This window comes from Vibrio sp. TRT 21S02 (assembly GCF_050113675.1).
Classification (GTDB): domain Bacteria; phylum Pseudomonadota; class Gammaproteobacteria; order Enterobacterales; family Vibrionaceae; genus Vibrio.
Map to the genome: position 1 here is coordinate 183,675 of NZ_JBNJOI010000003.1, position 13,689 is coordinate 197,363.

At 42.9% G+C, this 13,689-nt stretch carries 16 protein-coding genes; 11 read left to right on the forward strand and 5 right to left on the reverse strand.

Going from position 1 to position 13,689, the window contains the following annotated elements; all coding sequences use genetic code 11:
* Nucleotides 1-25 precede the first annotated feature (25 nt).
* From ACQEXU_RS04930 to grcA, 4 genes are all read right to left on the reverse strand, one after another.
* Nucleotides 26-307: a hypothetical protein gene (locus tag ACQEXU_RS04930; protein WP_367987212.1), complete on the reverse strand. Its 282-nt coding sequence runs from the start codon at nt 305-307 to the stop codon at nt 26-28.
* Nucleotides 304-873 carry a flavodoxin family protein gene (locus ACQEXU_RS04935; RefSeq protein ID WP_367987211.1) on the reverse strand — a complete coding sequence of 190 codons (570 nt, stop codon included), beginning with the start codon at nt 871-873 and terminating at the stop codon, nt 304-306. The genes ACQEXU_RS04930 and ACQEXU_RS04935 overlap by 4 nt, the downstream gene beginning before the upstream one ends.
* Nucleotides 870-1,295, reverse strand: a complete 426-nt coding sequence (locus tag ACQEXU_RS04940; protein ID WP_427009909.1) for a VOC family protein — start codon at nt 1,293-1,295, stop codon at nt 870-872. The genes ACQEXU_RS04935 and ACQEXU_RS04940 overlap by 4 nt, the downstream gene beginning before the upstream one ends.
* Before the next feature lie 237 nt (nt 1,296-1,532).
* Nucleotides 1,533-1,910 carry an autonomous glycyl radical cofactor GrcA gene (gene grcA / locus ACQEXU_RS04945; RefSeq protein WP_427009910.1) on the reverse strand — a complete coding sequence of 126 codons (378 nt, stop codon included), beginning with the start codon at nt 1,908-1,910 and terminating at the stop codon, nt 1,533-1,535.
* A gap of 325 nt (nt 1,911-2,235) precedes the next feature.
* On the opposite strand from grcA, the gene nfo reads away from it, so the two are divergent.
* The 3 genes from nfo (at nt 2,236) to ACQEXU_RS04960 (ending at nt 4,714) form a co-directional block, all read left to right on the forward strand.
* Nucleotides 2,236-3,117 carry a deoxyribonuclease IV gene (gene nfo / locus ACQEXU_RS04950; protein WP_427009911.1) on the forward strand — a complete coding sequence of 294 codons (882 nt, stop codon included), beginning with the start codon at nt 2,236-2,238 and terminating at the stop codon, nt 3,115-3,117.
* Between the two features lie 258 nt (nt 3,118-3,375).
* Nucleotides 3,376-4,059, forward strand: coding sequence for a uracil-DNA glycosylase (gene ung / locus ACQEXU_RS04955; protein WP_367987207.1), 684 nt, complete (start codon nt 3,376-3,378; stop codon nt 4,057-4,059).
* A 103-nt stretch (nt 4,060-4,162) separates the two neighbouring features.
* A complete protein-coding gene (locus tag ACQEXU_RS04960; RefSeq protein ID WP_367987206.1) occupies nt 4,163-4,714 on the forward strand; it encodes a hemerythrin domain-containing protein in 552 nt (183 codons plus the stop codon).
* Between the two features lie 43 nt (nt 4,715-4,757).
* Here ACQEXU_RS04960 and ACQEXU_RS04965 read toward each other — a convergent pair whose 3' ends face one another.
* Nucleotides 4,758-4,937 carry a DUF3545 family protein gene (locus ACQEXU_RS04965; protein WP_367987205.1) on the reverse strand — a complete coding sequence of 60 codons (180 nt, stop codon included), beginning with the start codon at nt 4,935-4,937 and terminating at the stop codon, nt 4,758-4,760.
* A gap of 707 nt (nt 4,938-5,644) precedes the next feature.
* On the opposite strand from ACQEXU_RS04965, the gene ACQEXU_RS04970 reads away from it, so the two are divergent.
* From ACQEXU_RS04970 to deoA, 8 genes are all read left to right on the forward strand, one after another.
* Nucleotides 5,645-7,075 carry an alanine/glycine:cation symporter family protein gene (locus ACQEXU_RS04970; protein ID WP_427009912.1) on the forward strand — a complete coding sequence of 477 codons (1,431 nt, stop codon included), beginning with the start codon at nt 5,645-5,647 and terminating at the stop codon, nt 7,073-7,075.
* 169 nt (nt 7,076-7,244) lie between these two features.
* Entirely contained in the window at nt 7,245-8,018 is a 774-nt protein-coding gene (yaaA, locus tag ACQEXU_RS04975; RefSeq protein ID WP_427009913.1) for a peroxide stress protein YaaA, read from the forward strand.
* A 10-nt stretch (nt 8,019-8,028) separates the two neighbouring features.
* Entirely contained in the window at nt 8,029-8,178 is a 150-nt protein-coding gene (locus ACQEXU_RS04980) for a DUF5363 family protein (RefSeq protein ID WP_427009914.1), read from the forward strand.
* Between the two features lie 2 nt (nt 8,179-8,180).
* Nucleotides 8,181-8,954 carry a TatD family hydrolase gene (locus tag ACQEXU_RS04985; RefSeq protein ID WP_427009915.1) on the forward strand — a complete coding sequence of 258 codons (774 nt, stop codon included), beginning with the start codon at nt 8,181-8,183 and terminating at the stop codon, nt 8,952-8,954.
* Nucleotides 8,955-9,158: 204 nt separating this feature from the next.
* Entirely contained in the window at nt 9,159-10,421 is a 1,263-nt protein-coding gene (locus ACQEXU_RS04990; protein ID WP_427009916.1) for a NupC/NupG family nucleoside CNT transporter, read from the forward strand.
* A 384-nt stretch (nt 10,422-10,805) separates the two neighbouring features.
* The gene (locus tag ACQEXU_RS04995; protein ID WP_427009917.1) at nt 10,806-10,976 is read left to right on the forward strand and encodes a XapX domain-containing protein; all 171 of its coding nucleotides are present in this window, start codon (nt 10,806-10,808) and stop codon (nt 10,974-10,976) included.
* 282 nt (nt 10,977-11,258) lie between these two features.
* On the forward strand, nt 11,259-12,035 hold the full coding sequence (gene deoC / locus ACQEXU_RS05000; protein ID WP_427009918.1) for a deoxyribose-phosphate aldolase: 777 nt from the start codon (nt 11,259-11,261) through the stop codon (nt 12,033-12,035).
* Nucleotides 12,036-12,258: 223 nt separating this feature from the next.
* Nucleotides 12,259-13,587 (forward strand): thymidine phosphorylase, encoded by a 1,329-nt coding sequence (gene deoA / locus ACQEXU_RS05005; RefSeq protein WP_427009919.1) that lies wholly within the window; start codon nt 12,259-12,261, stop codon nt 13,585-13,587.
* Nucleotides 13,588-13,689 lie beyond the last annotated feature (102 nt).

Genomic DNA, 13,689 nt, shown 5'->3' on the forward strand with positions numbered 1-13,689 from the left:
TCATAATTAAGCTGGATGTCATGGCTCATTGTTTACTGACAGATTGGCTGAGGCAAAAAGAGCATGAAGCAACATTCTGTGCTTGACGTAATGATTTTAATTGTTTTCTCATTATGCTCCGAGCATTGGATTTGCATACCAATTCTTGTTGGCCAAAATCTGAGTGCCCAACATCAACCTTGAGGTGGGGTGGAAGTTGCTTCGACATATGGTAAAGAGAGTGGGTTGAAGACTCGCAATGGCGTAATGCCTTACGGTAACTCAAAGCAATTAAGCTGCGGATCATTTGGAAAATAAATTGATTCATAGAGCGTCTCCTTGGTTGATTAAATTAGCGACTCGTTGACCGTGATAAAATGCCGTGTCCAGATCAACTGGATGAACTTGACTATTCTTGTCGGGGCTGGCAACTAACCCTAAGCTTGCGCCAGTGCGGTTGAGCCCGAGATCGTCCGTATGCTCAGAAGTATCCATTCCTGCCCAAAGCATCCCGTGTTGACATGCGAGTGTAATAAAACTGGCCAAGGTTTGTTGTTGGTCACCATTAATACTGCCACCTGCAGTAAAACCGGAGGCTAACTTGTTGCGCCACGCTTTGACTGCGTATTTATCACTGCTTGCATCCATAAAGGCTTTAAATTGACTCGCTGGTGCACCCATGTAGGTAGGACTACCGAAAATGACGGCATCGCAGTGATCGATTGTGTTTAGCAGCTCGTCATTTTGATAGCGGCCTGCGTTAATATCTTGTCCTAACACTTCAAGTAATTCGATTTCCACGCCTTGAGAGTGAATGCCTTCTGCTATGCTGTGTGCTAACAGCCGTACAGCCCCTTGCTGGGAAAAAAAGACAATCGCTATTTTCTTTTTCATACCTGTTCCTCGTATAGATTGCGTTGGGCTGGAACATCACTTTGATACTCGATAAATTCCCATTCAATACCGTTATCATCAAAAGCATAAAAGCGAGTTCGATGAGGCTCTATCTCCATGTCGTGGTTGTCGCGAAAGCCCGCTGCGAGCAGTCTTTTTGAGACCGCTTGAATGTCTGACACAACAAGCCCTATATGATTGATACCTAGATTAAAATAGGGTGTACGTGTCGCGTGAGGTTGCGATTTTGGTTCAGCTTCCTGAAGAGCAAGGTAGTGCTGCTCAGTACCGATATGGCACCAACGTTTTGTATTCATCCCTTGATATCGCACGCTAAAGTCGGGAAGAGCGGTTTGTAAAAAATGGATGGTCTGTTCAAGGTTGTTGACCGTAATATTGGCGTGCTCCACGTATGTTTTCATTATTCCTCCTAAACTACTGCATGAAAGTAATATGGATGATTTCTGATTGATGTATTTAGTAAAGTTATTTGTTTATTAACATAGTCTCTTAATTAGTTAAGTAAACAAAAAACTTTATATATAGAGTAAGAACAGGCCAAGATGTGAGTGGTGTTGATTATTTGTGCAATTGATATGCAATATGTATAAAAAAACGGCGCTCAATGAGCGCCGTTTTTAAATTGAATTGACTAAATATTATAGTGATTCAGTAAAAGTACGAGCGATAACGTCACGTTGCTGCTCTGGGGTTAGTGAGTTAAAACGTACTGCATAACCAGAAACACGAATAGTTAGCTGTGGGTAGTTCTCTGGGTGAGCTACAGCATCTTCAAGTGTTTCACGTTTTAAAACGTTAACGTTTAGGTGTTGACCACCTTCGATGCGTGGTGCTGTTTCGATTGAAACTTCACGGCTTTCATATTCACCTAGTTCGTTGATTGAAACTACTTGGTCAGCGTCATAGCCTGCTGATGCAGCAACGCAACGTGCTTCATCTTTCTCGTTATCTAGTAGCCAGATAGAGTTTAGAAGTTCATCATTTGCTGCTTTAGTAATTTGAATACCTTGGATCATCACTATCTCCTAGTCCACAAACGTGGTGTTATTGGTGTTAATTTTCGAATTTTGTTGAGCTACGTATTATATAGCGGATAACCACTATTTTAATATTGATTTAAGTCAAAAAAACAACTAAAAACCTTAAATTTCTCATGGTGAAAACATTGAGTTAAATCAATAAAATCTTTAAAAACATAGTGATTACAATATATTTTAAACTATAAAAATTAGTTAAATGCCAGAAATGTTGTAATTTTACTACATTTGAAGTTTGTTTTTTGAGCTGGTATAAGCGATATCCCATGCTAGCGTGGCATTTCTGAAAGTAAAAAGTGATTAAATGACAATTGAAAGAAAGTGCAAAAATAAGAAATTTATCGGTGCTCATGTGTCGGCAGCTGGTGGGGTTGATCAAGCACCACTTAGAGCGGCTGAAATTGGAGCCACGGCATTTGCTTTGTTTACTAAAAATCAAAGGCAATGGGCTGCAAAACCGTTAGAAGTGAATACGATTCGTGCATTCAAAGAAAACTGCAAGCGACTGGGATACCTCAGTGAGCAGATCCTGCCGCATGACTCTTACTTAATAAATTTAGGAGCGCCAGAGCAAGAGAAGCTCGATAAATCAAGACTGGCCTTTATTGATGAAATGACAAGGTGTGAGCAGCTGGACTTAACATTGCTGAACTTCCATCCAGGTAGCCATTTAAAAAAAATATCAGAGCAAGAATGTTTAGCCAAAATTGCTGAGTCAATTAATTTGGCGCACCAAGCGGTGCCAAACGTTGTGGCCGTTATTGAAAATACCGCGGGGCAGGGGAGTAACTTAGGGTGGCGTTTCGAGCATATCGCGGAAATCATTGCTCAAGTTGAGAACAAAGAACGGGTTGGTGTTTGCCTTGATACATGCCACACCTTTGCCGCTGGTTATGACTTGCGTGGTCCTGCAGCATGTGATGCTACATTTGCCGAGTTCGACCGTGTTGTGGGGATGCACTATTTAAGAGCGATGCATCTTAATGATTCAAAAACAGAATTTGCCGCCCGCGTTGATAGGCATCATTCATTAGGGCATGGGGAAATTGGTTGGGATTGTTTTGAGTATATAGCAAAAGATCAGCGTTTTAACGGTATCCCTTTGATTCTTGAAACAATTAATCCCGATCTTTGGAGTGATGAAATTCAAGCGCTTAAGGATTTTGATATACAATCAAAAGCTTAAATAGGTAATTCATATAATTGGCATCAATCTTTCATAAGTGGTGGTGAACATAGCATAACTAAATCACGATTAAGGAGGTTGCTATGCCATTTGCTACTCACTTTGCTGCCGTTAGACCGGCTCGTTTCCCAGTTCCCAATCGCCATATATCGGGACAGGGGCATTATCGCATTCCTCAGAAACAACATTAAATTCAACTTGTTCCTCGGGTGAATTCTGAGAAAATGATCTCTAGAATTCACTCGCAGGATATTCAATATGACTCAGGCTCAGACGTGGCAAGATGTAATCGGTCAGGAAAAACAGCAAGCATACTTTCAAGAAACCCTTCAATTTGTGGAGTCAGAAAGGCAATCAGGCAAGGTGGTTTATCCGCCAGCAGCTGATGTATTTAATGCGTTCCGTGCGACAGAGTTTCAAGATGTGAAAGTGGTGATCTTAGGGCAAGATCCTTACCACGGGCCAAATCAAGCTCATGGCCTTTGCTTTTCAGTATTGCCGGGAGTGAAAACGCCACCTTCATTGGTCAATATGTACAAAGAGCTCGCTCAAGATATTGAGGGATTTCAAATTCCCAATCATGGCTACCTTCAGAGTTGGGCTGAACAAGGAGTGTTGCTGCTCAATACCGTGCTAACAGTGGAGCAAGGAAAAGCACATTCACATTCTAAGACAGGATGGGAAACCTTTACTGATCGCGTTATTGAGTCTATTAATCAGCATCAAAGCGGTGTGGTATTTTTGCTTTGGGGTTCGCATGCGCAAAAGAAAGGCCGCTTTATTGATCGCAACAAACATCATGTATTAGCTGCGCCGCATCCTTCACCATTATCTGCTCATCGCGGATTTTTTGGTTGTAAACATTTCTCTGCGGCAAACCAGCTATTGAGTCAGCAAGGGAAAACACCGATTACGTGGCATCTCCCGCAGAACATTATGTAAGAATTCGATTACAGGATAACTTGCTCGTTTTTCGAACAGTCTCAAAGCAAACTGGCACACATCTATATACACTTACTAGAAGTAAGTGTTAAGGAGAGACGCTATGATGATTGAGAGAATCAGACGTGAGCATGGTTATATGGTGCGTTTACTGGCGATCCTCAGGGAAAAACTGTCGCTATTGAAACAGGAAAAAGAAATCAACTACAGCTTAGTAAAAGAGATCGTTGATTACTTAACAGACCATTCTGAAAAAGTGCACCATCCAAAAGAAGATATTCTGTACCAGTATTACCTTAAACATTATGGTGATCAGCAAGACATCGTAAACTTGGAAGAAGAGCATATCCGCTTGTCTGAAAAGAGCCATGCTTTTCTTGCTGTGATAGAGATGATTCTTCAAGACGCAGTCGTTCCACAAAATATCTTTATGGAGCAACTGGAGGATTTTTTGAAGGCGCAGAAAAGCCATCTTGAAATGGAAGAGCACTCCGTTTTGCCTTTGATCAGCAAACAGTTTTCGACACAAGATTGGCAGACGGTTGAGCAACTGTGGTTAGTTGTTGAAGATGATCCTGTCTTTGGGGATACCATCGCTGAGCAATACAAACAGCTCGCTCAGAGAGTGAGACAAACCGATAGCGAGTGTATCTAAAACTATTCAAAGTAAAAATAGGCACCATACGGTGCCTATTTTTTTAAATATCGATATCTTCTAAGTTGTCGTAGGTGACGTCCATATCCATAAGCTCACGTTTCAAACGCTGCCTATCTTTAATTGCTTCAATCTCTCTCCATTTACGTTTCACTGGCTTGCTACGTGTACGTGATTTTGGAAGGTCCATCTCCATGAATTGTTCGAAATCTAAGCCATCCATAAGCTACCTCTTTGTTGTTGTATTTATCACTCCATGAAGGAGCTTTTTTAATACCATTGAGTTTGGAGCGTAACTTTGATTCGTTTCTCATTTGTTACGTTTGAATGAACTTTTTAACTGAATATTGTTAGGTGGTCACAAATTTCGTGTAGATTTTTGGTGAATAAAACAGCGTTTGAATTCACGCAAACGTTTAAATTTTACTTTTTTTAATGTTAATGACAGTGCGCTTTCATTCTCATGATTAACCGTTGAAGCTTTTGGCTATTTTTTATGCACTGTTTACATTTTTGTGCTTTTTTCTTATGCCGTGGGAGAAATCAATATGCCTTATAGTTTCGGGGGTTAGTGACGGATAGCTGGGCGGTAACTTTGTGTTCATTCGTCAACGTTAGGCGTTGTTAATTTTTTATCTTATTGTTCTATGCTTGTGCTTTTCTTGTATTTTTTTGTGTTAATTTTAGGTGACTTTCTAGTGAAAAATAACAATTGTGCGATACTTGTTGCGTATTGATTTTTGTATGGCTTACCTGCATTATCCGCCCGTCAAAAATACGCTGATACGTAAAAGGGAAGCATGAAGCGAGTTTTACATATCTCGGCTGCTGCATACTACAAATAATAACTAAGATTCATTGACACTTAGTTGAGCAGCCAGATGGATGGCTTGGAAGCGGGGATCAGCGAAAACTCACTATGAGGATCTTATGACAGACTTAATTAACTTGATGAATGACCTGCTTTGGGGGTCTATTCTGGTTTATCTTTTAGTAGGTGTAGGAATTTACTTTACGGTTCGGTTGGGGTTCATTCAGTTCCGCCATTTTGGTCACATGTTTTCTGTGTTAAAAAACAGCCGTAAAGCAGACAAAGCGGGCATCTCTTCATTTCAAGCACTTTGTACGAGTTTAGCTGCTCGTGTTGGTACAGGTAACATGGCTGGTGTGGCGGTTGCATTAACTGCCGGTGGACCGGGTGCAATTTTCTGGATGTGGCTGATTGCAATGCTTGGTATGGCGACCTCGTTTGCCGAAAGTACGCTAGCGCAACTATACAAAACCAAAGACGATGATGGTAACTACCGCGGTGGTCCAGCTTATTACATGGAAAAAGGCTTGGGCATGCGCTGGATGGGTGTATTGTTCTCTATTTTCTTGATCATTGCTTTTGGTTTGGTATTTAACGCAGTACAGGCTAACTCGATTGCCAATGCGATGCATGCCGCGTTTGGTTGGGAAGACATCTATGTTGGTGTTGCGGTTGTATTGCTTTCTTCTATTGTGATCTTCGGTGGTATCAAGCGAATTGCACGTGTTGCTGAGTTGGTTGTTCCAGTTATGGCGCTGGCATATTTAGCACTTGCTTTGTTCGTTATGTTTATGAACCTTGAGAAGGTTCCAGCGGTCGTTTCTCTTATCTTTAAGAGTGCCTTTGGTCTTCAAGAAGCAGCTGCTGGTGGTTTAGGTTATGCGATAGCTCAAGCGATGATCAATGGTATTAAACGTGGTCTATTCTCTAACGAAGCCGGTATGGGTTCTGCGCCAAATGCTGCTGCTTCTGCAACACCTTACCCACCACACCCTGCATCTCAAGGTTATGTTCAGATGCTTGGCGTGTTCATGGATACCATTGTTATCTGTTCAGCAACGGTAGCGATCATTCTAATGTCTGGTGAATATGTACCTCATGGTGAGGTCACCGGTATTCAGTTAACTCAAAATGCATTGAGTTCTCAAGTTGGTGAATGGGGCAGTATTTTTGTTGCGGTTGCCATTTTCTTCTTCGCATTTACATCTATTATTGCGAACTACTCATACGCGGAAACCAACCTGATTTTCCTTGAGCATAATCATAAAGCGGGCCTAAGTATTTTCCGCGTTATTGTTTTAGGTATGGTGATGTTTGGGGCACTTGCTTCATTACCCGTTGTTTGGTCACTTGCCGATGTGTCTATGGGCTTGATGGCGATTGTTAACTTGGTAGCTATCTTGTTGCTATCCGGTATCGTGATTAAGCTTGCGAAAGACTATAACCGTCAGCTTAAAGAAGGCAAAGTACCGACATTTGATTCAAATGACTTCCCTGAGCTTAAATCTCAGCTAGAAGACGGTATTTGGGACCAAAATAAGAAGGACTAATATCACAGTTATATTAGAAACGGCGTGTTGTGACTTTGTTCCTAACGGTGGTTTCTTTATATAAGCTATAGATAATGTCTATTAGAACGATTCAAAAAGCCATGCAGACAATGCATGGCTTTTTTTGTAACCTATAAGCAATAAGATTATAAATGGATAGAGTAAAGTCATGTTAGTCGTCGTTTCCCCTGCGAAAACACTGGATTATGAATCGCCTTTAGCGACTGAGAAATACACACAGCCTGAGCTAGTGGAGTATTCTAAGGCGTTGATTGAAGTGTGCCGCAAACTGACCCCAGCAGATGTCGCTAGCTTAATGAAGGTGAGTGATAAGATTGCAGATTTAAACGTCGGTCGTTTTCAAGAGTGGAGTGAGAATTTTACTGTTGATAATGCTCGGCAAGCGATTTTAGCGTTTAAAGGGGATGTCTACACGGGTCTTGATGCGCAAAGCCTAACCGAAGATGACTTTGATTATGCGCAGACGCACCTTCGTATGCTCTCAGGGTTATATGGTCTATTAAAGCCGTTAGATCTGATGCAGCCGTACCGTCTTGAGATGGGGACCAAGCTCGCTAATGATAAAGGAAGTAATCTTTATCAGTTTTGGGGCAATGTGATCACGGAAAAGCTGAATCAAGCGATCGCAGAGCAAGGTGACAATGTTTTAATCAATCTTGCTTCTAATGAATACTTTAAAGCTGTGAAGCCAAAGTCTCTGGATGCTCAAGTGATCACGCCTATCTTTAAAGATTGTAAAAATGGTCAATATAAAGTGATCAGCTTTTACGCTAAGAAAGCGAGAGGCATGATGGCTCGCTATATTATTGAAAACAAGATCGCGAGTGTGGCGGATCTAACTCAATTTAGCACTGCGGGTTATTACTTTGTTGAAGCGGAATCAACGCCAACCGAATTGATTTTTAAACGCGAAGAGCAATAAGCGAAGAATTATGGTTACGTGGCTAAAACAACTATTGAGAAAGTATGATGCTTGGTGTGTGTCTATGGGGCTTACACCAGAAAATAAGCGAAGCTGCGTGCCATATCGTTCAGAGCCGAATTCTTCCAAACAAAGTCACAAGCACAACAAGGCGCAATGAAAATGCGCCTTTTTGATACGCACTGTCACCTCGATTTCTCCCCCTTTGCAGATGATATTACTCATCATGTAAACCTTGCACAGCAGCAAGCCGTTGTGCGTTTGTTAATCCCTTCAATCGGAGCTTCCAATTGGGAGGAGCTTGATAAACTGGCGAAGCAGTATGCATCTATCTATTACGCATTAGGGATTCATCCGTACTTTATTGATGGCCAAAGTCTTGCAGACCTCACTACATTGGAACAACGGTTAACGAATCGTAGTGAGCATTGTGTCGCTGTTGGTGAGTGCGGTTTAGATGCCATGATAGAAATGGATTTGGCTCTTCAAGAGCGCCTTTTTGTTCGTCAAATTGAATTAGCGCAGTCTTTTCAACTTCCTCTGATTTTACATGCAAGAAAGACCCACAATCGCCTTATTCAACTGCTGAAGAAACATCGTTTTATCCACGGAGGGGTGTTGCATGGTTTTTCCGGGAGCTACCAACAAGCAATGCAGTTTGTTGAGCTTGGTTTTTATATCGGTGTCGGTGGCGTGATTACTTATCCAAGAGCCAACAAAACGCGCTTAGCGATAGCGCAATTACCGCTTGATGCTTTGGTGTTAGAAACAGATTCTCCCGACATGCCACTTATGAATGAGCAAGGCAAGCCCAACCATCCCCAAAACCTGAGTAAAATATTGCGTGAGCTCGCATTGTTAAAGAATACTTCTACGCAAACGATTGCTGAAAACGTTTGGAAAAATAGCAATCTGGCGTTCAATATTTGTGAATAGTTTCGAAATATATTGTTCATTTGGTCACGCTATTTCGACTGAATAGTGACAATATTCACATTATTGGGTGAATGCTTGATGAATCTTATAAGAAAGTGTGAAGGCGGCATTACTTTATCCTCGGTCGGGTGAGTATAATTGCCCACGCTTTTGAGCTCCATTTTGTAACACGCCAACAAATAACATATAAGGAAGTCATAAACTATGAGCCTGTTTATGAGCCTAGTCGGTATGGCAGTATTGCTAGGAATTGCATTACTACTGTCAGATAACCGCAAAGCTATCAATCTAAGAACTGTGGGTGGCGCATTTGCTATCCAATTCATCATCGGTGGTTTCGTTCTTTACGTACCATGGGGTCGTGACCTTCTGGCTGGTTTTTCAGCTGGTGTACAGAACGTTATCGATTACGGTAAAGACGGTACTGGTTTCCTATTCGGCAGCCTAGTTAACTTCTCAGTTGACGGTATCGGTTTCATCTTTGCTTTCCAAGTACTACCAACGCTAATCTTCTTCTCTGCGCTAATTTCTGTACTTTACTACATCGGTGTGATGCAGTGGGTTATCAAGATTCTTGGTGGCGGTCTACAAAAAGCACTAGGTACTTCACGTGCCGAGTCTATGTCTGCAGCAGCTAACATTTTCGTAGGTCAAACAGAAGCTCCGCTAGTGGTTCGTCCGTTTGTTCCTAAAATGACTCAATCTGAGCTATTTGCAGTAATGTGTGGTGGTCTAGCGTCTGTTGCTGGTGGTGTACTAGCAGGTTACGCATCTATGGGTGTACCTCTCGAGTACCTTGTTGCAGCATCATTCATGGCAGCACCAGGTGGTCTACTATTCGCTAAAATCATCAAACCAGAAACTGACACGCCAGATGAGAGTCTAGGTGATGACATCGACGGTGGTGAAGACAAGCCAGCTAACGTTATCGACGCAGCAGCAGGCGGCGCATCAGTTGGTCTACAACTAGCTCTTAACGTTGGTGCAATGCTACTAGCATTCATCGGTCTAATCGCGCTAATCAACGGTATCCTAGGTGGCGTTGGCGGTTGGTTCGGTATGGAAAACCTAACTCTAGAACTACTTCTAGGTTGGCTATTCGCTCCTCTAGCATTCCTAATCGGTGTTCCATGGGCTGAAGCAACAGTTGCTGGTTCATTCATCGGTCAGAAACTAGTTGTTAACGAATTCGTAGCTTACCTAAACTTCGTACCTTACGTTGGCGAGAACGCTCAAGTTGTTGCAGCAACAGGTGCCGTAATGTCTGAGAAGACTCAAGCAATCATCGCATTCGCTCTATGTGGTTTCGCAAACCTTTCTTCTATCGCGATTCTACTAGGTGGTCTAGGTGGTCTAGCTCCAAACCGTCGTCACGACATCGCACGTATGGGTGTTAAAGCGGTTGCAGCTGGTACGCTATCTAACCTAATGGCGGCGACAATCGCTGGCTTCTTCCTGTCTTTCTAATTGATTAAGCGAAAGATTATATAGACGCCGTTTTAAAAAGCCCCGTAGTCACACGTTGTGTGCTACGGGGCTTTTTTATTTTTTATTTCGTCGTTTTTTGCTTGCTAACGATGTTAACTGCGAATATTCGCCCCAATCATTTAGTGAAATGAAACACCTTGGGAGTCATATTCTTGTTGCCTTTGTTCGCGAACAAAATACTTAGAAATACATCAGCCTAATTGGATTTAGGCGATAAATTCACTGCGTTTGGATATCGATAAGATTGAGCAAACGTTGAACAAAACCTTTTTTGAGATACAAACCGTTTGCGCTCTATGAGCAACTACAGTTTTGCGATAAATATCTATAATGTATATGTCTATAGAAAGTAGGGTAGAACTCATGAATGAAGTTATCCTCGCAACCCTAGCTGGGTTTGTTGTCGGAATCCTGTTTTCTGCCATTAGGTTGCCAATACCTGCTCCCCCAGTGTTATCTGGTGTGATGGGCATTGTAGGGGTGTACTTAGGTGGCATTACTTATCAATGGATTATTGAGAAGTTTTTTAGCTAGCGCTGATTGATACAAGGAGTATGATGAGCGCTGGCGATATACATGTTAGACACCGCAATCACAGATTGTTGTGCCATAGACCAAACTGGTACTGTGCGGTGACAAGGATAGCAATTGGTATACGCAACCCTTTTAGCAATGTTGCTAGAGGTGTTTCATTCGCTGTATATACCGAGTCTTCAAGGAACCAAGTCCGTTCATTAATGACTGTTTAGCCATAAACTCACGGTGGAGTGCCGTGGGCTGAGTAGTGAAATTTTTGAATATTGATCGGAGATAGAAATGAGCGATTTAAAAGCAGCAGCACTACGTGCACTTAAACTAATGGACCTAACTACGCTGAATGATGATGACACTGATGCGAAAGTTATCTCACTTTGTCATGACGCAAAATCAGCAGTAGGTAACACAGCTGCAATCTGTATTTACCCTCGCTTTATTCCTATTGCTAAGAAGACACTTCGTGAGCAAGGTACACCAGACGTTCGCATCGCGACCGTAACTAACTTCCCACACGGTAACGACGACATCGAAATCGCAGTTGCTGAGACAAAAGCGGCAGTCGCTTATGGTGCGGACGAAGTAGACGTAGTATTCCCTTACCGTGCTCTAATGGCAGGTAACGAAGAAGTTGGCTTTGAACTAGTGAAGCAATGCAAAGAAGCATGTGGTGACATCCTTCTTAAAGTGATCATCGAAACAGGTGAACTAAAAGAAGAAACACTAATTAAGAAAGCTTCTGAAATCTGTATCAAAGCGGGTGCAGACTTCATTAAAACTTCAACGGGTAAAGTGCCAGTAAACGCAACTCCAGAATACGCTCGCATGATGCTTGAAGTGATTCGTGATATGGGCGTTGCAGAAACGGTTGGTTTCAAACCAGCTGGTGGTGTACGTACAGCTGAAGACGCGCAAGCGTACTTAGCAATGGCTGATGAAATCCTAGGTGACAACTGGGTTGATGCTCGTCACTACCGTTTCGGTGCGTCAAGCCTGCTAACTAACCTACTTAATACATTAGAAGTAACAGACGAGACTGCTGACCCAGCAGCTTACTAATTCTCTCGTCCTATTTGACGCCGCAGCGTTGTTGACTGCGTAAGTTCATCCTAATCACATAGAGCCTCTATGCTCATAGGAATGAACTTACTTGTCGCCTAGCTGCAACGCCAAATAGTTTGAGAGTAAATAATGACAAAGTCTGTTTGGTGGAGTAGCGACCTGCTGCTCCACATTACCTCTTTACCTTACAACCTTGCTGTTCAAAGCATGGGAGGATCTAATGTACTTACCTCAAGAAATTATTCGTAAAAAGCGTGACGGCGAAGTTCTAACAGCCGAAGAAATCAACTTCTTCATTCAAGGCGTTGCAAAAAATGAAGTGTCTGAAGGTCAGATCGCAGCATTTGCAATGGCAATTTTTTTCAACGAAATGACAATGCCTGAGCGTATCGCACTGACGTGTGCAATGCGTGATTCTGGCATGGTGATTGATTGGAGCCACAAAGAGTTTGGCGGCCCAATCGTTGATAAACACTCAACCGGCGGTGTAGGTGACGTAACTTCACTAATGCTTGGCCCTATGGTGGCAGCATGTGGTGGTTTCGTTCCTATGATCTCTGGTCGTGGCCTTGGTCACACTGGCGGTACGCTAGACAAGCTTGAGTCAATTCCAGGCTACAACATCACACCAACCAACGAAGTGTTTGGTGATGTGACAAAAGACGCAGGCGTGGCGATTATCGGTCAAACTGGTGACTTAGCACCTGCAGACAAGCGTGTATACGCGACTCGTGATATTACCGCGACAGTAGACAACATCTCGCTTATCACAGCGTCAATTCTGTCTAAGAAACTGGCTGCGGGTCTTGAGTCTCTAGTTATGGATGTAAAAGTAGGCTCTGGTGCGTTTATGCCAACTTACGAAGCATCTGAAGAGCTAGCGAAATCAATCGTAGCGGTAGCAAACGGTGCCGGCACCAAGACAACCGCAATTCTAACTGATATGAACCAAGTACTGGCTTCTTCAGCGGGTAACGCAGTAGAAGTTCGTGAAGCGGTTCAGTTCCTAACCGGTGAATACCGTAACCCTCGTTTACTAGAAGTGACGATGGCGTCATGTGCTGAAATGTTGGTATTGGCAAAACTTGCTGATGACACAGCAGATGCGCGTGCAAAACTGATGGAAGTACTCGATAACGGTAAAGCGGCACAGTGCTTCGGCAAGATGGTTGCAGGCCTTGGTGGCCCAGTAGATTTCGTAGAAAACTACGACAACTACCTAGAAAAAGCAGAAATCATCAAGCCAGTCTTTGCTGATGAATCTGGTGTCGTTTCAGCAATGGATACCCGTGCAATCGGTATGGCAGTTGTTTCTATGGGTGGTGGTCGCCGCGTGGCAACTGACGTGATCGACTACGCAGTCGGCTTTGATGACTTTATTCGCTTGGGTGAACAAGCGTCTAGTGACAAGCCTCTAGCTGTGATCCACGCTCGCAATGAAGAGCAGTGGCAAGAAGCGGCGAATGCACTGAAAGCGGCGATTACGATTGGTGGCGAATATACGCCAACGCCAGAGGTATATCGTCAGATTCGCGCGGAAGACCTTTAATCCCGTCATACTTGAAGTTGCAGCGTTGTTGACGGCGAAAATTCACCCTAATCACATAGAGCCTCTATGCTCATAGGGCTGAATTTTCTTGTCGCCTAGCTG